Consider the following 23,281-nt stretch of genomic DNA (forward strand, 5'->3'; position numbering starts at 1 on the left):
CTTCCATCGTGCGTATATGTTCTTATTGACTCTCTTCACCTCACTCCCAAACGAACTATAGGCTATGGCCATCATGATAACCGACGAGTGCATCAACTGTGGTGCCTGCGAACCGGAATGCCCCAACACTGCGATTTACGAGGGCGGTGCCCAGTGGCGCTGGGCCGATGGCACCAGCCTCAAGGAAGTAGAAATTGACGGCGGCTCAGTGGTGTCGGGTGTTGCTCCGCAAACCCCGATTTCTGATGAGTACTACTACATTGTGTCGGACAAGTGCACCGAGTGCGTGGGTTTCCATGAGGAGCCCCAGTGCGCGGCCGTCTGCCCCGTCGACTGCTGCGTGGATGACCCCGACTACCGCGAAGCGCAACAGGATCTGCTCAAGAAAAAGCAGTGGCTGCACCAAGAGGCCTAGGCCTCTTGCCACGCACTACCGCACACGAAGAGCCGCTCCTGGAGCGGCTCTTCGTATTTCTAGGCCACTCTGTAGCCTCTAGAATTACCGCATTTCCCGCCTTCTTCGAAATGCCTACTTTTGTCCCTATTCTGAACTGATTCCCTCCGACGATGTCCATCGCCAAAACCTATACCCCCGCCGACGTTGAAGCCAAATGGTACCAGCGCTGGCAGGAGCAGGGCTTCTTCAAAGCCAAAGCCAACCCTCGTAAACAGCCGTATTCGGTAGTGATTCCGCCGCCCAACGTAACGGGCGTGCTGCACATGGGCCACATGCTGAACAATACCATTCAGGATGTGCTGGTGCGCCGGGCGCGCATGCAGGGCAAGGAAGCGTGCTGGGTACCCGGCACCGACCATGCCTCCATTGCCACCGAAGCCAAGGTAGTGGCCTTGCTGAAGGAGCAGGGAATTGAGAAGAAGGACCTCACGCGCGAGCAGTTCCTGGAGCATGCCTTTGCCTGGAAAGAGAAATATGGCGGCATTATTCTGGAGCAGCTCAAGCAACTCGGCGCCTCCTGCGACTGGGACCGTACGCGCTTTACTATGGAGCCCGAGCTGACTGAAGCCGTACTGCGCGTGTTCGTAGACCTGCACCAGAAGGGTCTGATTTACCGCGGCATTCGGATGGTAAACTGGGACCCGCAGAGCCAGACGGCCATCAGCGACGAAGAAGTAATTCCGAAGGACGTGATGGCCAAGATGTATCACCTGCGGTACGAGGTAGTAGGCCAGGACGGGCAGTTCTTGACCGTAGCCACTTCGCGCCCGGAAACCATTATGGCCGACGTGGCCGTGGCCGTGAACCCGAATGACCCACGCTACACCCACCTGCACGGCGCGAAAGTGCGCATTCCGCTGCTAGGCCGCGAGATTCCGGTAATTCAGGATGAATATGTGAGTATCGACTTCGGAACGGGTGCGCTGAAAGTAACGCCCGCCCACGATCTGAACGACTACGAACTGGGCGTGAAGCACAACTTGCCGGTTATCGACATTCTCAACAACGATGGCTCGTTGAATGAGAAGGCGGTGCTCTACGTAGGCCAGGACCGCTTTGCCGCCCGCCGCAACATTGTGAAAGATCTGGAGGAGGCCGGCCACTTGGTAAAAGTAGAGGAGTACGCTAGCATCGTGCAGACCTCGGAGCGCACCAAAGCCGTAATTGAGCCCCGCTTGAGCATGCAGTGGTTCCTGAAAATGGAACACCTAGCTAAGCCGGCGCTGGAGGTAGTGGAAAGCGACCAAGTAAAGCTGCATCCCGCCAAGTTCAAAAACACCTACCGCGTGTGGATGGAGAACGTACACGACTGGTGTATTTCGCGGCAGCTGTGGTGGGGCCAGCAGATTCCGGCCTACTACCTACCCGATGGCACTTATGTGGTAGCCCTCACGCCCGCCGAAGCCCTGGAACTGGCCCGCGCCCAGAGCGGCAACGCTAATCTCCAGCTCTCCGACCTGCGCCAGGATGAAGACGTGCTGGATACCTGGTTCTCCTCGTGGCTGTGGCCGATTTCGGTGTTTGATGGGTTCAAGGACCCCGATAATGCCGATATCAACTACTTCTATCCCACGAACGACCTCGTAACTGGCCCGGATATTCTGTTCTTCTGGGTGGCCCGTATGATTATGGCCGGCCTAGAATTCCGCAAGGATATTCCGTTCCGCAACGTGTACCTGACCGGTATTGTGCGCGACTCCCAGGGCCGTAAGATGAGCAAGCAGCTCGGCAACTCGCCCGACCCGCTCGACCTCATCAAGCAATTTGGGGCCGATGGCGTGCGGACCGGTATGCTATTCTCGGCTCCGGCCGGCAATGACTTGCTCTACGACGAGAAGCTGGTGGAGCAGGGCCGCAACTTCTGCAACAAGCTCTGGAACGCCTTCCGCCTCACGCAGGGCTGGGAAGTAGATGCCGCGTTGCCCTTTGCCAATTCAACAGCGGTGGAGTGGTTCACGGCTAAGCTGCAAACCTCGCTGGCGGAAATAGATGAGCACTTCGAGAAATTCCGGATGAGCGACGCGCTCATGACGGTGTACAAGCTGGTGTGGGACGACTTCTGCTCGGTATACCTGGAGATGATCAAGCCCGCGTATCAGGCCCCCATCGACCCTGAAACGTTGCGCCACACCACCGGCTTCCTGGAAACCCTGCTGAAGTTGCTGCACCCATTTATGCCTTTTATCACCGAAGAAATCTGGCATGAGCTGTCGGAACGCGGTCCTAAAGACTTCGTGTGCGTAGCTTCTTGGCCCAAGCAGCAGCCCGTAGCCGGTGCCCCTGAGCTGCTGGCCCGCATGGAGAAAGCCCTGGACATTGTGGCGGGTGTGCGTAACATCCGAAACCAGAAAGGGCTAGGCCCCAACAAGCCTCTGACCCTGGCCGCCAAAACTGACGATGCAGAGCTGCTACAGACCTACGATGGTATCATCCGGAAGCTGGCTGCTCTCACCAAAATCAGCACCGTTGAGGCTGCGCCGGCGGCTTCTGTGGCGTTTGTATCGGGTGGGGCCGAGTTCTTCGTACCGCTGGAAGGCCAGATTGACCTCGGAGTAGAAAAGGAGCGCCTTACCAAGGAGTTGGAGTACACTCAAGGCTTCCGCGAGTCGGTGCTGAAAAAGCTCAGCAACGAGAAGTTTGTAGCCAATGCCAAAGCCGACCTGGTAGAACGCGAGCGGCAGAAGCTGGCCGACGCCGAGTCGAAGATTGCGGCCTTGGAGCAAAGCTTGGCAGTTCTGTAAGAACGAACTCCAGTAATTGAATACAAGAAAGGCCCGACACTGTAGTGTCGGGCCTTTCTCATTATCGGCCTCATGTTATCGAATTAGATGGGCGAGATAAAGAATTTTTATGAATTGATTAAACGAAAGTTATATTTTTTGTCAGTTTAGTAATATATTGTTTTATCAAGGTATATTGTAGTCGCGGAAACACTCGCGGCATACACATTCTAGCTAACTGCCTGATTGCCTTGCCTGCTCTATCTGATCTAGTGCGCTTGCACTTCTCTTCCCTCACCGAGTACACACACCGTGCATAAAAACGTTGAAATTGTGCTGATGCTGGCATCCTACGCTGTCCAAGGATTGGTATTGCTGGCCTGTCTGCACCTTTTCCTGCCACTGGTCGTGTTTTGGACATTTCGTCGGAAAATACGGGAAATGCTAGCGCCACCAGCTGCCTCAGGTGCCACGCCACCTACCACGGAGTTTGTCTTGCTGATTCCGGCGCACAACGAGGCGGAATTACTGCCTGCGTTGTTGACCAGCATCAAAGCGCAGCATTATCCGGCCCAGCTAATTACCCCCGTCGTTATTGCCGACAATTGCCAGGATGCCACGGCGGCTATTGCCCGCAAAGCACAGGTGCTTTGCTTGGAGCGCTTTTCTGCGCCGCCATCCAACAAGATGCAGGCCTTGCTATTCGCTACCGAGACCTTTTTGGCCCAAGGCCTGTCGGGCCAACGGGTGGTATGCATTATCGACGCCGATTGTTACCTCGACCCGTACTTTTTGGTTGAGCTGAACCAAAGCTACACTCGGCCCAATGCTGCCCAGGCCATGCAATGCTACCGGTACGTGAGCAATACTTTTACCTCCGACGTAACAGTGCTTGATGCTGCCGCTGAGGCCTTGCGCCAATGTGTGTTGTCGGGTACGCGCAAGCTCATGGAGATGGATAACTTTATCTATGGGTTAGGCTTTACGGCCCGTGAACAGGTGTTTCGGGAGCTAATGGCGTTGCCTACCTACTCGCTGGCCGAAGACAAAGACTGGAAGGCTCATCTGGTAGAGCGCGGCGTAAAGGTTGACTACTGCCCCAAAGCTCAGCTCAGCTACGTAGTGGTAACCGACAGTGTAGCCTTCCAGAAGCAGCGCAGCCGGTGGTTGGCCGGCCATTTTGAATCGATGAAAAAGCACGGGTTCCAGTTGCTAGGCCTAGGGCTGTTGCGGGCCAATCTAAGCCAGCTTGATTTTGCGTGCGAGTTGCTACAGCCGCCTCGCTCCCTTCTATTGCTCTGCACAGTGATATTCGGCGTGCTATCGGTGTGGGCAAAGCAGTATGCGCTGGTGACCTGCTGGGTATGGTGGGGGCTAGCGCTTACGTTCTGCCTGTACGGCTTGCTAGGCCTGCGCCTGGTAAATGCCAAGCGAGAACAGTACTTGCTTATTTTCTCCGGGGCGGTACTTATTCTCAACGTTATTAAGTCGGCGGTGGCGGTGCTGCTGGGCAAGGGCGTGCAAACTTGGAGCGCCACCCGTACCTCATCCAAGCAGGGCGTAGCCGTTAAGTAACCAGTCAATGTCTACCGGAATTCCTGTGCTGATGTACCACGCCCTGGTGGCGGTGCCTGAGCCTTACATGGCCCCCGTGCACGTAGCGGGAGAGGCGTTTGTGCAGCAAATGGCTTGGCTTGCAGCAGAGGGCTACCAGGCCATTACGCTGCTGGAGTTACAGCAGGCCGTGTTGCTTCGTAGGCCACTGCCCGAGAAGGCCGTGGCGCTCACCTTCGACGATGGCTACCTCTCGCTGATTGAGCAGGCCCTACCCGTGTTGAAACCCCTGGGCTTCATGGCCACGTTGTTTCTGACTACTGGTGCCGTAGGGTGTCCCAGCTATGAACAGTTGCCCAACTTTGGGGCCAGTGCCCCCCGCCACGACCGGCCCCTGACCTGGGAGGAGGTGCGGGAGTTGCAACGCGCCGGATGGGCCATTGAGGCGCATAGTTGCGCGCACCTAAACCACGCGCAGCTTTCGGATTTAGAGCTAGAGCAGGAAATTGTCGGGAGTAAGAGCCAGATTGAGTACCAGGTAGGTACTCCCGTACAGTTTTACGCCTTCCCCTATGGCAAGTACAGGGCGGCCGCCCTGCGTAGCATCCAGGAAGTTGGGTACGTGGCGGGCTTTTCAGTGCACCCAGGCTTGGTAAGGCCGGGTCAGGATCTGCGCCGCCTACCGCGTCTTGAAATAACAGCACATACTGGCCTAGAGGAGTTCCAACGAAAAGTTACCACCGGCTATGGTTCTACTACTGAACAGTACCGCTCTAAAGCTCGCAATCTGCTCTTTCAGTCGCCGAGGGTGAAAGACTTTTTGCAAAAAGGATTCACGAAGTATATCAATTAACTGTCATCGTAAGTATCTAAAACAATGTCTGATAGAGAGCTTATTGGCTTAGATGGTAGGCCACTAGCGGATGGCCGATCTAGGAAGATTCAGGGGGAGTTTGGTTTCTTTAGGATCTGGAATACCTCCAATGTTGTTACTGGAGTACTATTTCGTTTTCCTGACCAGCTCTTGCTCCTGTTTTCAAGGGGGCAGTTCTATCCTTTCCCCCAATGTCCACACCTCCCATAGCGGCCCCAAAGCCGCACCAACTAGTATCGCCCTTTGGCACCCGCACCGATAATTATTACTGGCTGAATGAGCCGGAAAACCCGGAGGTGATTGAGTACCTCAACGCCGAAAATGCCTATTTCGAGCAGCAGATGGCTCCCACCAAGGCACTGCAGGAACAGCTTTTTCAGGAAATTAAAGGCCGCATCAAGGAGCAGGATGAGTCGGTACCGTACCGTGATAATGGCTACTATTACTACACGCGCTACGAAGAGGGCGGCGAGTACCCCATCTATTGCCGCAAGGCCGGCAGCCTAAGCGCCCCGGAAGAAGTGCTGCTCAACGCCAACGAGATGGGGCGGGGAGAGTCCTATTTCGATATCGGCGACTTTGAAGTCAGCGACGACAACCAGCTACTGGCCTACAGCACCGATACCGTGAGCCGGCGCCTGTATACGCTGCGCTTTCGCAACCTGCAAACCGGCCAGCTCTACCCCGAGGAAATTCCGAATACCAGCGGCGAAGCCGTGTGGGCCGCCGACAACCAAACGGTATTCTACACCAAAAAGGATGTAGAGACGCTGCTGCCGTATCAGGTGTACCGCCATACTCTCGGCACCGACCCGGCCCAGGACGTGCTGGTATATGAGGAGCTGGATAACACGTTTTACACCGGCGTGGGCCGCTCGAAGTCACGGGAGTACATCATGTTGCACATGAGCAGCACGATGTCGTCGGAGACGCGCTACCTGCGCGCCGATAGTCCTACGGAGGAGCCGCAAGTGTTCCTGGCCCGCGAAGATGATCACCTCTACGAGGTGGCCCACTTTGAGGATCAATTCTACATTCTCTCTAACGCGGGAGCTCCTAACTTTCACCTGCTGAAAACGCCCATTGCCGATACGGCCAAAACGGCGTGGCAAGTGGTGATTCCGCACCGTTCCGATGTGTTTCTGGAGAATATGGAGCTGTTCCGGGAGTATCTGGTACTGGGCGAGCGGAAGGAAGGACTACTGCAACTGCGCGTGATCCGGTGGCAGGACCAGCAGGAGCACTACCTCAACTTCGGCGAGCCGACGTATACCGCCGGCATCAGCATCAACCCCGAGTTTGATACCACGGTGCTGCGCTACGGCTACACCTCCCTCACCACGCCCCACTCCACTTACGATTACGACATGACTACCCGCACCAAGACGCTCCTGAAAGAGCAGACGGTGTTGGGCGGCTTCAACAAGGAAGACTACGTAACGGAGCGGCTGTACGCCCCTGCCCTCGACGGCACACTCATCCCCATTTCCATCGTCTACAAGAAAGGCTTCCGGCAAGATGGGCAGGCGCCCTTGCTGCAGTACGCCTACGGCTCTTACGGGCTTTCCATGGACGCCACCTTTAGCGTGGCCCGCCTGAGCTTGCTTAACCGGGGCTTTGCCTATGCCATCTGCCACATCCGGGGTGGGCAGGAGCTGGGCCGGCAGTGGTACGAAGACGGCAAGAAGCTAAAGAAGATAAACACCTTCACCGACTTCACCGACTGCTCCCGCTTCCTGATTGAGCAGCAGTACACTTCACCCGAAAAGCTGTTCGCCATGGGTGGTTCGGCGGGAGGCCTCTTGATGGGCGCCGTAATAAACCTGTACCCCGAGTACTATAAGGGCGTAGTGGCGGCCGTGCCCTTCGTGGACGTGGTAACCACCATGCTCGACGAAACCATTCCGCTGACCACCGGCGAGTACGACGAGTGGGGCAACCCCAACCAGCAGGAGTTTTACGAGTACATGCTCTCGTACTCACCCTACGACCAGGTGAAGGCCCAGGCTTACCCCAACCTGCTCGTTACCACTGGCCTACACGACTCCCAGGTGCAGTACTTTGAGCCCGCGAAGTGGGTAGCCAAGCTGCGCACCCTGAAAACCGATAACAACCTGCTGCTCCTGCATACCGACATGGAAGCGGGCCACGGTGGGGCCTCGGGGCGCTTCAAGTCCATCCACGACACGGCCCGGCAATTCGCTTTCATGCTGCTGTTGCTGGGCATAGAGGACTAGGCCAGTAGGATCTTATGCAAAAAGGCCGCTCCTGAGTAAGGGGCGGCCTTTTGCGTATGCACTCGTCAGTATTTCCAGAAATATTATGTCCGGCGTGCCACCCCAGGTGTAAAGTTGCGTCTGTGGCTGCGGTTGTCCGGCATACTCACGAACATTCTCTGGCATCCGCAGCATAAATCGGCCGATTAGTCGGGTTCATTCGTGGTGCGGAAGGTGGAGGAGTAGTTTTGCCAGTACTGCCAGTGGTCAGCAGTTGACCCCGGGCCGCCGGGCGATGTTAATTCCCCTCACGTACATGAAAAAGCTTTTCCTTGTTATTGTCCTGAGCAGCGCCGGTCATGCTGTACTTGCTCAGATGCCTACCGGCGAACGGCCCGCCGGTACTGGTCGGCCCGCGGGTGGCCCCCCGGCGGCCGGACAGGCGCCCGCCCCGCAGGCGGGTAACGGCCGCGTAACCGGCACTATCATCGATGCCGCTACCAAGCAGCCCGTTCCGTACGCCACTATTGCCCTGCTCAACCCCGCCACCGGAAAGCCCGTGGACGGTACCGCCGCCGACGACAACGGCAAGTTTAGCATCCCGCGTGTGCCCGCTGGCACCTACACCGTGCAGATTACCTTTATCGGCTACAAGCTGGTGGAAAAGCCCGGCGTGGTGATAACGGAGGATGGCAACACCGTGGCCCTGGGCAGCGTGCCGTTGGAGTCGTCGGCCCAGGCACTGGGTGAGGTGAAGGTGGAAGGCCAGCGCAGTCTGCTGGAAGAGAAAGTTGACCGCACGGTATACAACGCCGAGAAGGATGAAACCACCCGCGGCGGCGACGCCACCGACGTGCTTAAGCGCGTGCCCTCGCTGTCCGTAGACCTCGATGGCAACGTGAGCCTGCGCGGTAGCTCCAACATTCGGGTGCTCATCAACAACCGGCCCAGCACCATCTCGGCCGGTAGCATTGCCGACGCTCTGAAGCAGATTCCGGCTGATCAGATTAAGAGCGTGGAGGTGATTACCTCGCCCTCGGCTAAGTACGATGCTGAAGGCTCGGGCGGTATCATCAACATCGTAACCAAGCAGAACAACCTGCAGGGCTTCACGCTGGACGCCCGCGGCAGCGGTGGCCTACGCAGCGCCGACCTTGGCCTGAATGCGGCCTACCGCACCGGCAAGATGGGCTTCTCGTTGGGCGGTGGCGGCCGAGCGCAGTATAACACGCCGGGCAGCTTCACCAACAACCAGCGCACCTACGACCTCAACCGTAACCTGATCAGCAGCACCACGCAGAGCGCCGACACGCGCAATGAAAACCTGTTTGGGCGCTACACGCTGGGCTGGGACTACGACATCAACAAGTACAACTTCCTCTCGGCCTCGGTGCAGCTGGGCGTGCGAAACGGCAATAGCTACCAGGACGGGCTGCGGGCCAACACCGTGCGCGCCGATGGTAGTGTAATCAATAGCCTGCGCGACGTAAAGGTGCTGGACCGCTCGAACACCCTCGACGCCACCCTGAACTACACCCGCACCTTCGAGACGCCCCAGCGCGAGCTGAGCCTGCTAGGCCAGTACAGCCGCAACAACCGCACGAACGACTTCACCAACGATATCCGGGAAGGCCTGCAGGCGGGCAGCCAGCTGCGCAACGAAAACGACAGCTACAACCAGGAAATCACGCTGCAGGCCGACTACCAAACGCCCTTGAGCAAAACCCAGCTTCTGGAGTTTGGCGCCAAGGACATCATGCGCGAGGTAAACAGCAATTACGTATCGTTGCGGAACGGGCAGCTTGATAACCAGGTGGGCAACTCCAACGTGTTTACCTACAACCAAAATGTAGCGGCTGGTTACGCCTCCTACACGTTGGGCTTCCTGAAAAGCTACACGCTGAAAGCTGGGGCGCGCTACGAGTACACTACCATCGACGCCAAATTCCAGAACACGGATAACGTCACAATTCCTTCCTATGGGGTGCTTGTGCCGAGTCTAAATCTGTCGCGCAAACTCACGAATGGCAACACCATCAAAGCGGCCTATAACCGCCGGATTCAGCGCCCGTCGCTGCAATTCCTGAACCCCAACCGTCAGGCTCCTAACCCGCTGAACGCAACGCAGGGTAACCCAGAGCTGCGCCCAGAATACACCAACAACTTCGAGCTGGGTTACAACACGTTCATCAAGCAGACCTCACTCAACTTCACGGCGTTTGCCCGCAACACCACCGGCTCCATTCAGCCCTTCCGGACGGTGAACGGTGACACCATTACAACGACCTACCGGAACATTGGTGAGGAAAATGCCTACGGCGGCAGCGTATTCGCCAACGTGAACATCAACAATAAGCTCACGATTGGGGGCGGCACCGATATCTATTACGCAGTGCTGAACAACGGGCTGAGTGATGTGCGCTTTGCTGCCAAGAATGAAGGCCTGGTGGTAAGCGGACGCCTGATGGGCGGTTACAACTTCACGAAAGGGTGGGGGTTGCAGTTCTTCAGCTTCTACCGGGGCCGCCAGGTGCAGTTGCAGGGCTACCAAGGCGGTTTTGGGGTGTATAGCCTGGGTCTGAAGAAAGACTTTGCCGAGAAGAAAGGCAGCATCGGGTTCGGTGCTGATAACTTCTTCACGCCTTCTAACAAAATCCGTAACGAAATCAGCTCCTACACGCTCGACCAAAACAGCGTGAACGTGGTGCGCCGGATTGGCTTCCGGGTGAACATGAGCTACCGCATTGGTAAGATGAGCATGGCTCAGCCCAAGCGTCGCCGCTCCGTCAGCAACGACGACCTGAAGGACGGTGGCAACTCCGATGGCGGCAACGGCGCGGGCGCCACGCCCGCGCAGGGCCCCAGCGGCGGCCGTCCGTAACACTTGCGAGTGGCCTAGGCCAGTTGCAACATTGCTACCGCCCGTCCTTGCAGCAAGGGCGGGCGGTGCTTTTTATAAACAACCCGATAGAGTTTCGCTTTTTACTTTATGAACACGCAACTAGAATCCGTTTCAACCATTGATGCCTCCCAGGTTACGCAGCTTATTCGGGGGCGACGGAGCATGCAGCCCGTGCAGTTTGAGGCGGGCCGTGTAGTGCCCGAGGCGCTGCTCCGCGAGCTGCTAGAAAACGCCACTTGGGCCCCCACACACAAGCGCACCGAGCCCTGGCACTTTGTAGTATTTGGCGGCGAGGGTCGGCAGCGGCTGGCTACGTTTCAGGCGGAGCTGTACCGCGAGAAAGCCGGCGAGAAGTTTCAGCAGAACAAGTTTGAGAAGCTGCAGCAGAGCCCGCTGCTCAGCTCCCACGTACTTGCCATCGGGCTGAAACGCACCCAAGAGGTGCCCGAAATAGAGGAGATTTCAGCGGTAGCCTGCGCCGTACAAAACCTGCACCTCTCGGCCGTAGCGCACGGGTTGGCGGGTTTCTGGAGCAGCGGGGGCGTTACATACTACGAGGAAGCCAAACCCTTCTTCGGACTGGGCCCCGACGACCGGCTCTTGGGTTTCTTTATGTTAGGCTACCCTAAGTCCGGCGCCACCGCCCGCAGCACCCGCCGCCCCTTGGAGGAAAAGGTGACCTGGGTGCTGGAGTAAGCAATTCACATCCTGCATAAAACAGCTGCGGAGTGGCCTAGTATCTTAATTCTTGATACTCTAGGCAACTCCGCCGCTGTGTTGTTTAGCTCTAAGGACCAGTTAGTCCTGCACCTTCAAGCTGTCAGGCACGGGGCCGCGGGTGGCGGCTACCAGCTGGTTCTGCAGTTGGAAGTTCACCTGTTCGCAGTCGTGAAAGCGCCTCTCCGACATTTCCAGGGCGTTTTCTGCCGTGCGGAGCCGTTGGTAGAGGAAGAAGATAAGACCCAGCGCAATGAGCAGGGCCACTAGGGGCAAGGCTTTGTTCATGAAATATAAAGGCTAAAAAGAAGAGGGTTGATTGCTAGGCCAGTATTCGGCATAACAACCAACCCTCCGCATTATTTAGTCCATCACTAGATGGTAGTATTCGGGTCGAATTGCTCCAGGTAGTCGGCTACCCGACGCACAAACATGCCGCCCAGCGAGCCATCTACCACGCGGTGGTCGTAGCTGTGGGAGAGGAACATGAAGTGACGCACGCCAATCAGGTCGCCCTGCGGCGTTTCGATAACGGCGGGCTTCTTCTTGATTGCGCCCACGGCCATAATGGCCACCTGCGGCTGCATAATGATGGGCGTACCCATGATGTTGCCGAACGAGCCCACGTTGGAAACCGTGTAGGTGCCACCTTCCAGATCTTCGGGCTTCAGCTTGTTCTGGCGGGCGCGGTTGGCCAAGTCATTCACGCGCTTGCTCAGGCCATTGAGGTTGAGCTGGTCAGCGTTGTGAATAACGGGCACAATCAGGTTGCCGGAGGGCAGGGCCACGGCCACACCCACGTTGATGTCGCGCTTTTTGATGATGTAGTCGCCTTCCACCGAAACGTTAATGTTGGGGAAGTCCTGAATGGCGCGCGCAATGGCCTGGATGAAGATGGGCGTAAACGTGAGGTTCTCACCTTCACGCTTCTTGTAGGCATCCTTGTGCTTGTTGCGCCAGTTCACGATGTCGGTCACGTCGGCCTCCACAAAGGAGGTAACGTGGGGCGAAATCTTCTTCGAGTCGACCATGCGCTGGGCAATCATTTTGCGCATGCGGTCCATCTCAATCAGCTCCTGGTTGCCACTGATAGAAGGCACCGCCTTGGCTGGGGCCTCGGCGGGAGCAGCCTTAGCGGCCTGCGGAGCTGGAGCAGCTGCCGGCTGAGCAGCTGGGGCGGCTGCCGGAGCTGGCGCCTGCGGGGCAGGAGCGGCGGCAACAGGAGCAGCCTGGGGCTGAGCAGCGGGAGCCGCCGGAGCGGCTTGCTGGGCCAGGGGCTGCTTGCCAGCGGCCACATAGTCCAGGATATCTTTCTTAGTAACGCGGCCTTCGCTGCCGGTGCCGGGCAGGTATTCCAGGTCGGCCATTGAAATGCCTTCCTCGCGAGCAATGCTCAGCACGAGGGGCGAGTAGAAGCGGCCGGGCTGGGGCTGAGCCGTTGAGGCGGCCACCGGAGCGGGAGCGGCTTCGGGTACGTAGGGAATATTGGCGGCGTGCTGCTCGGCTCCGTTTACCGAAGGAGCGGGCGTCTGAGCGGCCTCGGCGGGGGCCGAAGTACCAGCGCTGGCGGCATCGGTTTCAATAATGGCGATAGGAGCGCCCACGGCCACCACCTGGCCTTCCTGCACCAAAATTTCCTGCAGTACGCCGGCGTGGAGGGCAGGCACTTCGGTATCTACTTTGTCAGTAGCTACTTCCAGTACAGATTCGTCCTGCTCAATGGTGTCGCCTATTTGTTTGAGCCATTTCAGAACGGTGCCTTCCATGATGGATTCGCCCATCTTGGGCATCGTCATTTCCACTCGTGCCATGCGGTAGGTAGGGGGTGTTAGGGGGATGGTGGGTAGTTGAAGGTCTGGTATCTGCGAATTCGGGATGCGAAGGAGGGTGGGTGTACGGCCCGAAAAGCAAGCCAAAGGTAGCTGTTACGGCCGGAATCCTAGATATTCGGAATATATCCATTGTCTGTACTTCCTGCCCGAAGCGAAGAGTGGCCTAGGCCAGGGCCAGCCTAGCGGCTAGGCCTGGGGCAAGCTCAGGCGCAGCAGGTTCAGGACGGCCGTAGAGGTATACTCTACGTTGAGCTGGCGCCCCCGGTCGAAACTGAACTGGCGACTCACGGTCTGGTGCTGGTCGGCGTAGGCGATGCAGATAGTGCCCACGGGCTTGGTGGGCGTGCCGCCGTCGGGCCCGGCAATACCGCTGGTGGCAATGGCCACGTCTACGCCCAGGCGCTGGCGCAGGCCTTCGGCCATTTCGCGTACGGTAGCTTCGCTCACTGCCCCGTGCTCAGCTAAGGTAGCGGGCTTCACGCCCAGTTCCCGCATCTTGATATCGTTGCTGTAGGCCACTACGCTCCCTTGGAAGTAGCGGGAGCTGCCGGGTACGCTGCTGAGGCGGTAGGCCACGTAGCCGCCGGTGCAGCTTTCAGCGGTTCCCACGGTAAGGTCCCGCTCCAGCAGCAGCTGGCCTACGGCCTGCTCCAGTGGCACTTCGCCCACGGCAAAAATCACATCACCAATTCGCTCGCGCAGGGCCGGCAGCAGGGCTTCCATGCGGCCGCGCAAGTCAGGCTGGCCATCGGCGTAGCCGGAGAGGCGCAGGCGCACTCCGCCTAATGAGGGCAGATAGGCCAGCTTCACGTTGCTTGGCAGGGCGTTTTCCCAGTCGGCTATCTTCTCCGCCAGGTACGACTCCCCCAAACCTACCGTCTGCACCACTACGTGCTCAATGGGCGGGGTCTGGAAGTGCTGCTGCAAGCGGGGCAGCACCTCGTCCTTCATCAGGCCCTTCATCTCAAACGGCACACCCGGCATGGAGACGAAGATGGTGCCGCGGTCTTCAAACCACATGCCGGGGGCCGTGCCCAGGGCATTGTGCAGCACGGTGCAGTTGCTGGGCACCATGGCTTGCTGACGGTTTACTTCCAGCATGGGTCGGTTGTAGCGGGCAAAAATGCCTTCCACGTGGCGCAAGGTGGGCTCGTGCATCACCAGCTCAGCCCCGAAGTAGCGGGCCAGCACGTGCTTGGTGAGGTCGTCTTTAGTGGGGCCCAGGCCACCGGTCATCAGCACCACGTCGGCGCGCTCCCGGGCTAGGTCGAGGGCTGCTACAATTTCATCGGCAAAGTCGGAAACGCTGGTAATCTGGCGCACGCGCAGGCCCAGCTTACCTAGCTCCTGACCCATAAAGGCGGAGTTGGTGTCGATGACCTGCCCGTAGAGCAGTTCGTCGCCAATGGTCATTATTTCAACGACGGGAGGAGTCGGCATGAGGAGGGGTGTTAGGATGGGTGCTGGATTTGGCGCAATATTGGCCTCTGGATGAATAAGACCGCCACGTAGGCCGTCAGGTTTTTCGTCTTTACTCAAATGACCACGTTTCGCACGTTTGCCCTGGGCCTAGGCCTGGCCTTCGCCACTACGCAGCTGAGCCAGGCTCAGACCAAAACCACCGCTAAAAAAACGACCACTACTACCAAAAAGACCACCACGGGAAAACCGGCGGCCACTAAAACCACGTCAAAAGCAACTACAACCAAAACTACTACCACCAAGGCCACCACTCCGGCTCCGGCCCCCGCCCCCGTAGTAGCTCCCATCACCGCCGATGAGGCCGCCAGTGGCCTACGCGAAGCCCTGACTCAAGGCGTGGCCCGCGCCATTGATATTGCCGGCTCCGAAAACGGCTTCAACGACAACGCCGACATTCGCATCCCGATGCCGCCCGACGCGCAGCTGGTAGCTACCACCCTGCGGGGCCTGCGCATGGGCGCGTTGGTAGATAACTTCGAAGTGGCCCTCAACCACAGCGCCGAAAAGGCGGCTGCGCAAGCCAAGCCCATTTTCCTGGGCGCGGTGCAAAACTTAAGCTTTCAGGATGCCTTGACGCTGGCGACGTCTCGCCAGACGGACATAGCCACGCAACTGCTGCGCTCCAGCACCGAAGAGCAGCTCAAGTCGTCGTTTCAGCCCATCATTAAGCAGTCATTGGATCAAACCGGTGCCACCCGTCTCTATGCCGAGATGGTGAACCGATACAACAAGATTCCACTGATGACACCCATCAGCGCCGAGCTGGTACCCTACGCCACTCAACAGACGGTGAATGGGCTTTTCACTCTGATTGCAGAAGAAGAGGGGCGCATCCGGTCCCGGCCCGGGTCGCGCAGCACGGAGCTGTTGAAGAAGGTGTTTGGCCGCTAGGCCAAGAGCGGCTCAGCTGCTTCTAATCATAATAAAAGTTAACGTGTCATTCTGAGCCGAGCTAGAATTGGAAGGAAGCCGCTTGGCCACCTCTCCGGTTTATTGCTCGGCTTCAGAATGATATTTTTTTGCTTACCGGCTACTTTTACCGTCGACTTACCCGCTGGGCCATTTACTGCGTAGTTTGGTCCGGTTTCTGCAAAAGCAGGAGTGGCCTACGGGCTGATTCCTGCTTTGCTTTTTGCACTCCTTATGAAAAAGATACGTTTGGCGGTCTTGCTAGCAGCCTCGCTGGGGCTGAGCACCGTTGCTTCGGCGCAGCTAATAAAGCTCCCAAAAATTGGGGGTATCACCCTGCCCCAGCCTTCTACCAGAACAACTACTAGCACCACCGGCGGCGTCACGAATACGGAAGCTGCTAACGGGCTGAAAGAGGCCTTAGTGCAGGGCATCAGCAAGGGTGCCGACCAAGCTTCCAAGCAAGATGGCTTTAACCTCAACCGACTTATCCGGATTCCTTTTCCGCCCGATGCGCAGCGCGTAGCTACCACTCTTCGCTCCATCGGGTTGGGGAGCCAGGTTGATAAGTTTGAGCTGACGCTGAACCGTGGCGCCGAAGACGCCGCTAAAAGTGCCAAGCCCATCTTTATAGCGGCCATCAAAAGCCTGACCTTCTCTGACGTATGGGGAATTCTGACCGGGGAGAAGGACGCAGCTACCAACTACCTCAAGCGCACTACTACCCAACAGCTGACAGTTGCCTTTAAGCCCATCATTCAGCAAAGCCTGGACAAAGTAGGAGCCACCCGCTATTACACCGACCTTACTACGCGTTACAACCAGATTCCGCTCGTTAGGCCAGTCCAAACCGACTTGAATCAATACGCCACAGGCAAAGCTATTGATGGCCTCTTTACCCTTATTGCACAGGAAGAAGCCAACATCCGGGAGAACCCGGTGGCTCGTACTACCGAGTTGCTCAAGCGTGTATTCGGCCGCAAGTAAGTTGACGACCATAGTAGCGTAAAGGCCCAGAAACCAAAAACGCCCCTTGCCAGTCCGGCAAGGGGCGTTTTTGGTTGTAAGGAGCTATGGCTAGGCCACTGCCTTAGAAGTCGTCGTCATCGAAGCTAGAGCGACGGCCATTACGGGAGCTACCATAGCTGTCGTCATCGTCATCATCGTCGTCCGAGAAGTCGTCGTCATCATCGAGGCTGCCATAACCACGGCTTCCGTCTGGGTCTTCGGCGGCTTCGGCGGCCGTAAACTCTTCCTCGGTCATGCTGGCAAGGTCTAGGGCTTCATCGTGAGAGGAGCCGGTATCACGCCACATCAGGTAATCGGCGTACTTGGCGGAAAGCTGATCTTCGGAACTACCGCGGGTTTTGCTACCGCCGGTTTTCGCGAAGGTATCCAGCTCGTCGTCATCGTCGAGGAAATCGTCGTCGAGGTCGTCGTATTGTCTCATGGCCTTGTCAGGGCGTAAGGGTGAAAGTATGCAGTGTAAAAAGATGGTTGCCCCGGCTGCGAAGATACGTGCACAGCCGTTTAAATGGTTACGGTTGCGTTGCTCAGAAATTCTAAAATAGTGCTTTCACGCCAGAATCAGGCACTTCTAGACGCCGATATATTTCCAAAAGCGGCACTAGGAAGATGCTGTTTGACAGTCAAGCGGCCCCAGTAGCAAGCAGGTATTAGACTATACCTAAGCACGACCATAGCACTGATACATGCGCTTGCCTGCGCGCGCTTAAGGTCAAGAGTGGGTGTGCCGAGAGCTCCTTGCCGGAGCTGCTACCGCGCCGCTTTGGCCCCAAAATCAGTAATCAGAAGCTGGTGTTGACAGAAGTCGTATTCCTCGGGCACGTTACTTGAAACCAATACCGTGCGGCCCGCCAGCGTGGCTTCTACGTGCTCCAGATACCACGCCACGCCGCTGCGGTCGAGGTTAGTGGTGGGCTCGTCAAGCAGCAGGAGCGGGGCCTCGGCGTAGAGAGCCAGGGCCAGCTTGAGGCGCTGTTTCATCCCGGAAGAAAAATCTCGCACCAACTTATGGCGTGATTTCTCCAGGTACACTAGACTAATAAGCTTTTCGGGGGTAAAGCCTGTCCGCAGAGGCTTGAAACGGGTATGAAAATGCAGCAACTCCGTGAGGGTCAGCTCTTCGATTAGCTCCAGATACGGCGCAGCGTAGGCCAGGTAGCCAGGAATTTCTTCCACAGCCACTGCTGCTCCCTGATGCTCGTAGGCCACAATACCAGCCGAAGGCAGCAGCTGACCCGATAAGGTGTTGAGTAGCGTGCTTTTACCAGCGCCATTAGGACCGAGAATGGCGGTAGCAGTACCGGCCCGAAACGTGTGCGTAAGGTCGCGAAATATCCATTCCCGGGCGAAGCGCTTACTCAACCCCGTTACCGTTAGCTGCATTTTCTCTGCGCGTAGAAGTGCGAAACCCAGCGAGTAGAAGTGGCCTAGCATTTAGCTACGCTTGATTTCTACCTGCTGGGCCCGTAAAGAAATTATTACTCAGCGCCGTTGTTGCCGTTGCGAGAGTATCCTTTGATAACACCCCGCCCCGAGTTGCGAATGAAGTTTACTACCTCATCCCGCTCCGGCGAAGGGGAAAGCTCCAACTCAATCTGGTCTAGCGCGGCGGCGTTGTTCAGGCCACTCAGGAACAGCAGACGGTAGAGCTGCTGAATCTCCGCAATCTTCTGGTCGGAAAAGCCGCGGCGACGTAGGCCTATGCTGTTAATTCCTGAATAGGTGAGGGGCTCACGACCGGCCTTCACGAAGGGTGGTACGTCCTTCCGAATCAATGACCCGCCCGAAATCATGGCGTGGGGGCCGATGCGCACAAACTGGTGTACCGCCGAAGAACCACCCACAATGGCGTAGTCGCCGATTTCCACGTGGCCAGCCACCTGCACCGTATTCGCCAGAATACAGTTGTCGCCGATAATGCAGTCGTGAGCAATGTGCACGTAGGCCATCAGCAGGCAGTTGGCGCCTACCACGGTCTTCAAACGGTCAACGGTGCCACGGTTCACGGTCACGCACTCCCGAATTACGGTGTTGTCGCCGATGTGCACGGTGGTTTTCTCGCCGGCAAACTTCAGGTCCTGGGGGGTAGCAGCAATTACGGCGCCCGGAAAAATCTTACAGTTCCGGCCAATGCGGGCGCCAGACATAATCGTCACGTTCGGACCAATCCAGGTGCCTTCCCCGATTTCAACGTCCTTGTCAATGGTCGTGAAGGGCTCAACTACTACGTTTTGCGCAATTTTAGCCTCGGGGTGAATGTAGGCGAGTGGCTGATTCATTCTATTCAATTAACAATGAATAATGAGCAATGCAGGATGGAGGTATGATGAACTAGCTTCCCGAGGGTGGGAAAACGGGCTCAGACTCCACTTCATTGTTCACTGACAGTTAAGCGTCTTTCCGGATGATGCTGGCCGACATTTCGGCTTCCATCACCACTTTGCCGTTCACGTAGGCTTTGCCGCTCATTTTGGCAATGCCTCGCTTCACGGGCGCCGTGAGAGTGCACTTGAAAATGATGGTGTCGCCGGGGATGACCTTGCGGCGGAACCGGCAATTTTCAATGCCCAGGAAGTACGTCCAGTAGTTTTCGGGGTCGGGTACGGTGTTCAGTACTAAAATCCCGCCAGTTTGGGCCATGGCCTCAATCTGAATCACGCCGGGCATAACTGGGTTGCCCGGGAAGTGGCCTACAAAGAAGGGCTCGTTCATCGTCACGTTCTTCACGCCAGTAACCGTGTGGGCATCCAGGTGAATGATTTTGTCGATGAGCAGGAAAGGGTAGCGGTGGGGCAGGGTGGCCGCAATCTGGTTGATGTCCATCACCGGCTGGCGGGATGGGTCGTAGGTTGGGATGGGGCTGCTGTCGGCCTCCATCATTTTCTTCTTGATGCGCTTGGCAAAGGCCACGTTGGCCGCGTGGCCGGGACGAGCGGCCAGAATCTGACCCTTCAACGGCCGGCCTACCAGGGCTAGGTCACCTACAAGGTCAAGGAGTTTGTGGCGAGCGGGCTCATTCTTGTGGCGCAGGTCCACGTTGTTGAGGATGCCTTCCTTCTTCACAGCCACCTTGGGCTTGCCCAACATGGTGGCCAAGTCGGTCAGCTCACTCTCACTTACCACGCGGTCAACCACCACAATGGCATTGCTCAGGTCGCCGCCTTTGATGAGGTTTTGCTTGTAGAGGGCCTCCAGCTCGTGCAGGAAGCAGAAAGTGCGCGAGGAGGCAATTTCGCTCTCAAACTGGGAGATATCCGTCAGCGAGGCGTGCTGAGAGCCCAATACCGGCGAGTTATAATCTACCATCACCGTGAGGCGATAGTTGTTGAGCGGGAGACCGGCAATTTCTACGGCCCGGGCGTTGTCTACGTACCGTATTTCGTCGGGAATTTCGAAGTAGTTGCGTAGCGCATTTTGCTCTTCCAAGCCTACTTCACTCAGGGGCTTAATAAACTCATAGCTAGAGCCATCCATGATGGGGGGCTCAGGGCCATCCAACTGAATCAGCACGTTATCGATTTGCAGGCCTACCAGGGCAGCCAGCGTGTGCTCCACGGTGTTTACGCGGGCGCCGTTCTGCTCAATGGTGGTACCGCGGGAAAGATCTACCACGTTGTCAACGTCGGCATCCACGATGGGCTGGCCGGGCAAATCAACGCGCTGAAACTTATAGCCGTGGCCTACGGGAGCGGGGCAGAACGTCATGGTGGCCTGCACGCCGGTATGAAGGCCAATGCCACTCACGGTGACGGGGGCCTTAATCGTATGTTGCTTGTCGTTCATCTAAAGAAGCTAGAAGCCAGAAGCTCGAGCTAGAAGGTGCTGAAGAGAAGAGGAAAAATGAGAAGCTGGAAGCTAGAAGCCATGTGGTTGCCTTCTAGCTTCCAGCTTCTGTCTTCTAACTTCTCGTGCAAAGCTAGGACTTTTCCGGTTGAGCCTGCTTACGCGCTAATTCATCAAGGCGGCGCTCCAGCTCGGGCAGGCGGCGGAAGATGGCATTGGACCGCAGACTGTCGCGGAGGTTAAAGGCGGGGGAGCCCTGTAGCAGCACGCCCTCCTCCTTAATAGACTTGCCCACGCCCGACTGCGCCGTGACGGTGGTGCGGTTAGCTAGGGTGAGGTGGCCCGCTAGGCCAGTCTGTCCGGCTAGCACGCAGAAGTCGCCGATTTTGGTGGAGCCGGAAACTCCTGACTGTGAGGCAACCACCGTGTGACGCCCAACTTCCACGTTATGGGCAATCTGCACCAGGTTATCAATCTTAGCACCCTCCCGAATGATGGTAGAGCCCATAGTAGCGCAGTCGATGGTAGCGTTGGCCCCAATGCTCACGTTATCCTCTAACACCACGTTGCCAATCTGCGGAATGGTGCGGTAGGAGCCGTCGGGCTGGGGTGCGAAGCCAAAGCCGTCGGAGCCGATTACGGCGCCAGCATGCACCGTGCAACGGGCCCCAATTACGGTTTCGGCGTAGATTTTAGCGCCGGCGTACAGGATGGTGCCATCCCCGATCTTGCACCGGTCGCCGATATACACGTGAGGGAAAATCACCACATCCTGCCCAATCTCGCAATTCTCTCCAATGTAAGAGAAGGCCCCGCGGTAGTGGTTGTCGCCGATGCGGGAGCCAGCGCCCATGTAAGCGGGTTCCTCAACGCCGCGCTTGCCGGTGCGGGTGGCCTGCTGGTAGAACTCCAGCAGGGTAGTGAAGCTGGTGTAGGGGTCGTCAACGCGGATGAGGGCCGCCTGGGTGGGCTGCTTCAACTCCAGCGTGCGACTTACAATAACGGCGGTAGCGCCGGTAGTATAAAGGTAGTGCTCGTACTTCAGGTTCGACAGGAAGGAGAGGGAGCCAGCTTGGGCCTCTTCAATCTTCGCCAGCCGATCTACGCGCTGGGTGCTGTCACCTTCGACTGCTCCGCGCAGTACTTCTGCTATCTGGCCTACGGTAAATTCCATCGGGCAAAAGTAGGGAAATGTTGGGGTCTTGAGGGCTTGGGGGCTTAGAGGCTTGGATATCGGACAATAATCCTTCCTAGAATTGAGACTAAGCTCCCGAGTCCCTAATACTCCAACATCTTGATTTACAGAATCTCTTTGGGGTAGCAGATGTAGTGCTTTTCTACCCGCTGGCCTAAGGCCTTGATGTTAGGTAGGTCAGAAGCCTCGGCCACGTTCACCACTTTGCCGCGCTTGGTCAGCACGTCAATGGTATCTTGGCCATCGGCGTCGTAGGCGTTGTTACTGATGCGGCCGGCAATCATTAACTGGGCTGCTTCGTCGTGGGACAGGCGAAAATGCTCGGCAATCAGCTCAATGATACCCAGCTTAAATTCCTCCTCGAAGGGCTCCGATTGTAGGCTGATCTTGAACAAGTGCCGGTCGAGGAGGCTTTGAGCCAGATAGTTAAGTACGGTGTCGGGGTGGTCGGCCCAGAGTTTCACGGCGCTCCACACGTCGGTGTCATCGAGGCGGGTGAAGCGGCGCAGAATCTGGTCGTCCTGCTCAAACTCCTTCTGCGACACATTTCTTGACAGGAAGAAGTGCAGCGCGGGCGAGGCCGGCACGTGGTGGCCGGCGCGCACCAAGTCGCGAGCCCGTTGCATAATCCGGATAACCATTTGCTCCGCCGACGTCACGGTTTTGTGCAGGTATACTTGCCAGTACATTAGGCGGCGGCTTACCAAAAAGTTCTCAATGCTGTACACGGCCTTCTCTTCCAGCACCAGCCGCTCATTTACCACCGTGAGCATCTTGATAAGGCGGTCGGCGCCAGGGCGGCCTTCCTGTACTCCGGTATAAAAGGAGTCGCGGTTGAGGTAGTCGAGCCGGTCCATATCCAGCTGGCTGCTTACCAGCTGGTGGAAGAAGGGCCGGGTATAGGTGCCCTCAAAGATCTGAATGGCCAGATCCAGCGCGCCGTGGTGCTCGGCGTTGAGCTTGCGCATGAGGTGCAGGCTGAGCTCTTCGTGGTGCACTTCATGAAAGATGCTGCGCTCAAGAGCGTGGGAGAGGGGGCCATGCCCAATATCGTGCAGCAGAATGGCGGCCATGGCGGCTTCCCCTTCCTTAGCTGAAATCTTGATACCTTTATCTTTCAGCGTCCGCAGGGCCAAGGTCATCAGGTGCATGGCACCTAGGGCATGGTGAAAGCGCGTGTGCAGGGCTCCCGGGTACACAAACATGGTGAGGCCTAGCTGTTGAATTCGGCGCAGGCGCTGGAAGTAAGAGTGCTCGATTAGGTCGAACAGCAACTCGGTAGGAATCGTGACGAAGCCGTATACCGGGTCGTTGAAGATTTTCTTTTTGTTCATTTATGAGCAGGAGCCCAAAACATACGTTTTGAGCCTCGAAGAACGATGGGTTTAGTAGAAGTACTAGGCCAGTTGGGAGAAATAAACACGCAGTTAAAGGATAACCTAACTGACCATCGGAACCGAAACCAACTATTTTCGGCTTCTTTACGGCGGAGTTAACGCCGAAATATCGGATTAAGGCAATTTTTGAAAACCAAAAACTAGGGATTGGCAGTAAAGCTACTTACGAAACCTCATTTGCAACCGGTCTAGGCATTCCGTGCTCTTTCGCCCGATA

General features: G+C 57.1%; 18 protein-coding genes. 9 read left to right on the plus strand and 9 right to left on the minus strand.

Translation table 11 applies throughout. The features are described from left to right. The first annotated feature begins 64 nt into the window (after positions 1 to 64). The 7 genes from EU556_RS23150 to EU556_RS23180 all read left to right on the plus strand — a co-directional run bounded on the left by EU556_RS23150 (position 65) and on the right by EU556_RS23180 (position 11,419). Entirely contained in the window at positions 65 to 415 is a 351-nt protein-coding gene (locus tag EU556_RS23150; protein WP_088842318.1) for a 4Fe-4S dicluster domain-containing protein, read from the plus strand. 152 nt (positions 416 to 567) lie between these two features. After that, a complete protein-coding gene (locus EU556_RS23155; protein ID WP_135436625.1) occupies positions 568 to 3,198 on the plus strand; it encodes a valine--tRNA ligase in 2,631 nt (876 codons plus the stop codon). 291 nt (positions 3,199 to 3,489) lie between these two features. After that, positions 3,490 to 4,752 carry a glycosyltransferase family 2 protein gene (locus EU556_RS23160; RefSeq protein ID WP_135436626.1) on the plus strand — a complete coding sequence of 421 codons (1,263 nt, stop codon included), beginning with the start codon at positions 3,490 to 3,492 and terminating at the stop codon, positions 4,750 to 4,752. 7 nt (positions 4,753 to 4,759) lie between these two features. Continuing rightward, positions 4,760 to 5,584, plus strand: a complete 825-nt coding sequence (locus EU556_RS23165; RefSeq protein ID WP_135436627.1) for a polysaccharide deacetylase family protein — start codon at positions 4,760 to 4,762, stop codon at positions 5,582 to 5,584. Between the two features lie 212 nt (positions 5,585 to 5,796). Further along, entirely contained in the window at positions 5,797 to 7,842 is a 2,046-nt protein-coding gene (locus EU556_RS23170; protein WP_135436628.1) for a S9 family peptidase, read from the plus strand. A 295-nt stretch (positions 7,843 to 8,137) separates the two neighbouring features. Continuing rightward, a complete protein-coding gene (locus tag EU556_RS23175; protein WP_135436629.1) occupies positions 8,138 to 10,702 on the plus strand; it encodes a TonB-dependent receptor domain-containing protein in 2,565 nt (854 codons plus the stop codon). Positions 10,703 to 10,810: 108 nt separating this feature from the next. Continuing rightward, positions 10,811 to 11,419, plus strand: a complete 609-nt coding sequence (locus tag EU556_RS23180; RefSeq protein WP_135436630.1) for a nitroreductase family protein — start codon at positions 10,811 to 10,813, stop codon at positions 11,417 to 11,419. Positions 11,420 to 11,521: 102 nt separating this feature from the next. Here EU556_RS23180 and EU556_RS23185 read toward each other — a convergent pair whose 3' ends face one another. The 3 genes from EU556_RS23185 to EU556_RS23195 form a co-directional block, all read right to left on the minus strand. Next, positions 11,522 to 11,728, minus strand: coding sequence for a hypothetical protein (locus tag EU556_RS23185; RefSeq protein ID WP_135436631.1), 207 nt, complete (start codon positions 11,726 to 11,728; stop codon positions 11,522 to 11,524). An 86-nt stretch (positions 11,729 to 11,814) separates the two neighbouring features. Continuing rightward, complete coding sequence (locus tag EU556_RS23190) at positions 11,815 to 13,251, minus strand: dihydrolipoamide acetyltransferase family protein (RefSeq protein ID WP_135436632.1); 1,437 nt, start codon at positions 13,249 to 13,251, stop codon at positions 11,815 to 11,817. 207 nt (positions 13,252 to 13,458) lie between these two features. Next, positions 13,459 to 14,712, minus strand: a complete 1,254-nt coding sequence (locus EU556_RS23195) for a competence/damage-inducible protein A (protein WP_135436633.1) — start codon at positions 14,710 to 14,712, stop codon at positions 13,459 to 13,461. Between the two features lie 99 nt (positions 14,713 to 14,811). Between EU556_RS23195 and EU556_RS23200 the strand changes: the two genes are divergently transcribed. After that, entirely contained in the window at positions 14,812 to 15,645 is an 834-nt protein-coding gene (locus EU556_RS23200; protein WP_135436634.1) for a DUF4197 domain-containing protein, read from the plus strand. A gap of 252 nt (positions 15,646 to 15,897) precedes the next feature. Continuing rightward, entirely contained in the window at positions 15,898 to 16,650 is a 753-nt protein-coding gene (locus EU556_RS23205; protein WP_135436635.1) for a DUF4197 domain-containing protein, read from the plus strand. Positions 16,651 to 16,753: 103 nt separating this feature from the next. On the opposite strand, the gene EU556_RS23210 is transcribed toward EU556_RS23205, so the two are convergent. The 6 genes from EU556_RS23210 to EU556_RS23235 all read right to left on the minus strand — a co-directional run bounded on the left by EU556_RS23210 (position 16,754) and on the right by EU556_RS23235 (position 23,001). After that, the gene (locus EU556_RS23210; RefSeq protein WP_135436636.1) at positions 16,754 to 17,113 is read right to left on the minus strand and encodes a hypothetical protein; all 360 of its coding nucleotides are present in this window, start codon (positions 17,111 to 17,113) and stop codon (positions 16,754 to 16,756) included. A 326-nt stretch (positions 17,114 to 17,439) separates the two neighbouring features. Next, complete coding sequence (locus EU556_RS23215; protein WP_135436637.1) at positions 17,440 to 18,072, minus strand: ABC transporter ATP-binding protein; 633 nt, start codon at positions 18,070 to 18,072, stop codon at positions 17,440 to 17,442. A gap of 95 nt (positions 18,073 to 18,167) precedes the next feature. Next, positions 18,168 to 18,968, minus strand: a complete 801-nt coding sequence (gene lpxA, locus EU556_RS23220) for an acyl-ACP--UDP-N-acetylglucosamine O-acyltransferase (RefSeq protein ID WP_135436638.1) — start codon at positions 18,966 to 18,968, stop codon at positions 18,168 to 18,170. 109 nt (positions 18,969 to 19,077) lie between these two features. Continuing rightward, the gene (locus EU556_RS23225) at positions 19,078 to 20,472 is read right to left on the minus strand and encodes a bifunctional UDP-3-O-[3-hydroxymyristoyl] N-acetylglucosamine deacetylase/3-hydroxyacyl-ACP dehydratase (protein ID WP_135436639.1); all 1,395 of its coding nucleotides are present in this window, start codon (positions 20,470 to 20,472) and stop codon (positions 19,078 to 19,080) included. A 133-nt stretch (positions 20,473 to 20,605) separates the two neighbouring features. Then, positions 20,606 to 21,646 (minus strand): UDP-3-O-(3-hydroxymyristoyl)glucosamine N-acyltransferase, encoded by a 1,041-nt coding sequence (gene lpxD / locus EU556_RS23230; protein ID WP_135436640.1) that lies wholly within the window; start codon positions 21,644 to 21,646, stop codon positions 20,606 to 20,608. 125 nt (positions 21,647 to 21,771) lie between these two features. After that, positions 21,772 to 23,001: an HD domain-containing protein gene (locus tag EU556_RS23235; protein WP_135436641.1), complete on the minus strand. Its 1,230-nt coding sequence runs from the start codon at positions 22,999 to 23,001 to the stop codon at positions 21,772 to 21,774. Positions 23,002 to 23,281: the final 280 nt, after the last annotated feature.

Source organism: Hymenobacter fodinae, from assembly GCF_004745825.1.
Classification (GTDB): Bacteria; Bacteroidota; Bacteroidia; order Cytophagales; family Hymenobacteraceae; genus Hymenobacter; species Hymenobacter fodinae.

What these genes read in the sequence shown, in the direction of transcription:
- EU556_RS23180 (WP_135436630.1), top strand. Translation starts at nt 10,811, where the DNA reads ATGAACACGCAACTAGAATCCGTTTCAACCATTGATGCCTCCCAGGTT.
- EU556_RS23195 (WP_135436633.1), bottom strand. Translation starts at nt 14,712, where the DNA reads ATGCCGACTCCTCCCGTCGTTGAAATAATGACCATTGGCGACGAACTG.
- EU556_RS23200 (WP_135436634.1), top strand. Translation starts at nt 14,812, where the DNA reads ATGACCACGTTTCGCACGTTTGCCCTGGGCCTAGGCCTGGCCTTCGCC.
- EU556_RS23150 (WP_088842318.1), top strand. Translation starts at nt 65, where the DNA reads ATGGCCATCATGATAACCGACGAGTGCATCAACTGTGGTGCCTGCGAA.
- EU556_RS23215 (WP_135436637.1), bottom strand. Translation starts at nt 18,072, where the DNA reads ATGCAGCTAACGGTAACGGGGTTGAGTAAGCGCTTCGCCCGGGAATGG.
- EU556_RS23185 (WP_135436631.1), bottom strand. Translation starts at nt 11,728, where the DNA reads ATGAACAAAGCCTTGCCCCTAGTGGCCCTGCTCATTGCGCTGGGTCTT.
- lpxA (WP_135436638.1), bottom strand. Translation starts at nt 18,968, where the DNA reads ATGAATCAGCCACTCGCCTACATTCACCCCGAGGCTAAAATTGCGCAA.
- EU556_RS23170 (WP_135436628.1), top strand. Translation starts at nt 5,797, where the DNA reads ATGTCCACACCTCCCATAGCGGCCCCAAAGCCGCACCAACTAGTATCG.
- EU556_RS23235 (WP_135436641.1), bottom strand. Translation starts at nt 23,001, where the DNA reads ATGAACAAAAAGAAAATCTTCAACGACCCGGTATACGGCTTCGTCACG.
- EU556_RS23165 (WP_135436627.1), top strand. Translation starts at nt 4,760, where the DNA reads ATGTCTACCGGAATTCCTGTGCTGATGTACCACGCCCTGGTGGCGGTG.
- EU556_RS23190 (WP_135436632.1), bottom strand. Translation starts at nt 13,251, where the DNA reads ATGGCACGAGTGGAAATGACGATGCCCAAGATGGGCGAATCCATCATG.
- lpxD (WP_135436640.1), bottom strand. Translation starts at nt 21,646, where the DNA reads ATGGAATTTACCGTAGGCCAGATAGCAGAAGTACTGCGCGGAGCAGTC.
- EU556_RS23210 (WP_135436636.1), bottom strand. Translation starts at nt 17,113, where the DNA reads ATGAGACAATACGACGACCTCGACGACGATTTCCTCGACGATGACGAC.
- EU556_RS23175 (WP_135436629.1), top strand. Translation starts at nt 8,138, where the DNA reads ATGAAAAAGCTTTTCCTTGTTATTGTCCTGAGCAGCGCCGGTCATGCT.
- EU556_RS23205 (WP_135436635.1), top strand. Translation starts at nt 15,898, where the DNA reads ATGAAAAAGATACGTTTGGCGGTCTTGCTAGCAGCCTCGCTGGGGCTG.
- EU556_RS23225 (WP_135436639.1), bottom strand. Translation starts at nt 20,472, where the DNA reads ATGAACGACAAGCAACATACGATTAAGGCCCCCGTCACCGTGAGTGGC.
- EU556_RS23155 (WP_135436625.1), top strand. Translation starts at nt 568, where the DNA reads ATGTCCATCGCCAAAACCTATACCCCCGCCGACGTTGAAGCCAAATGG.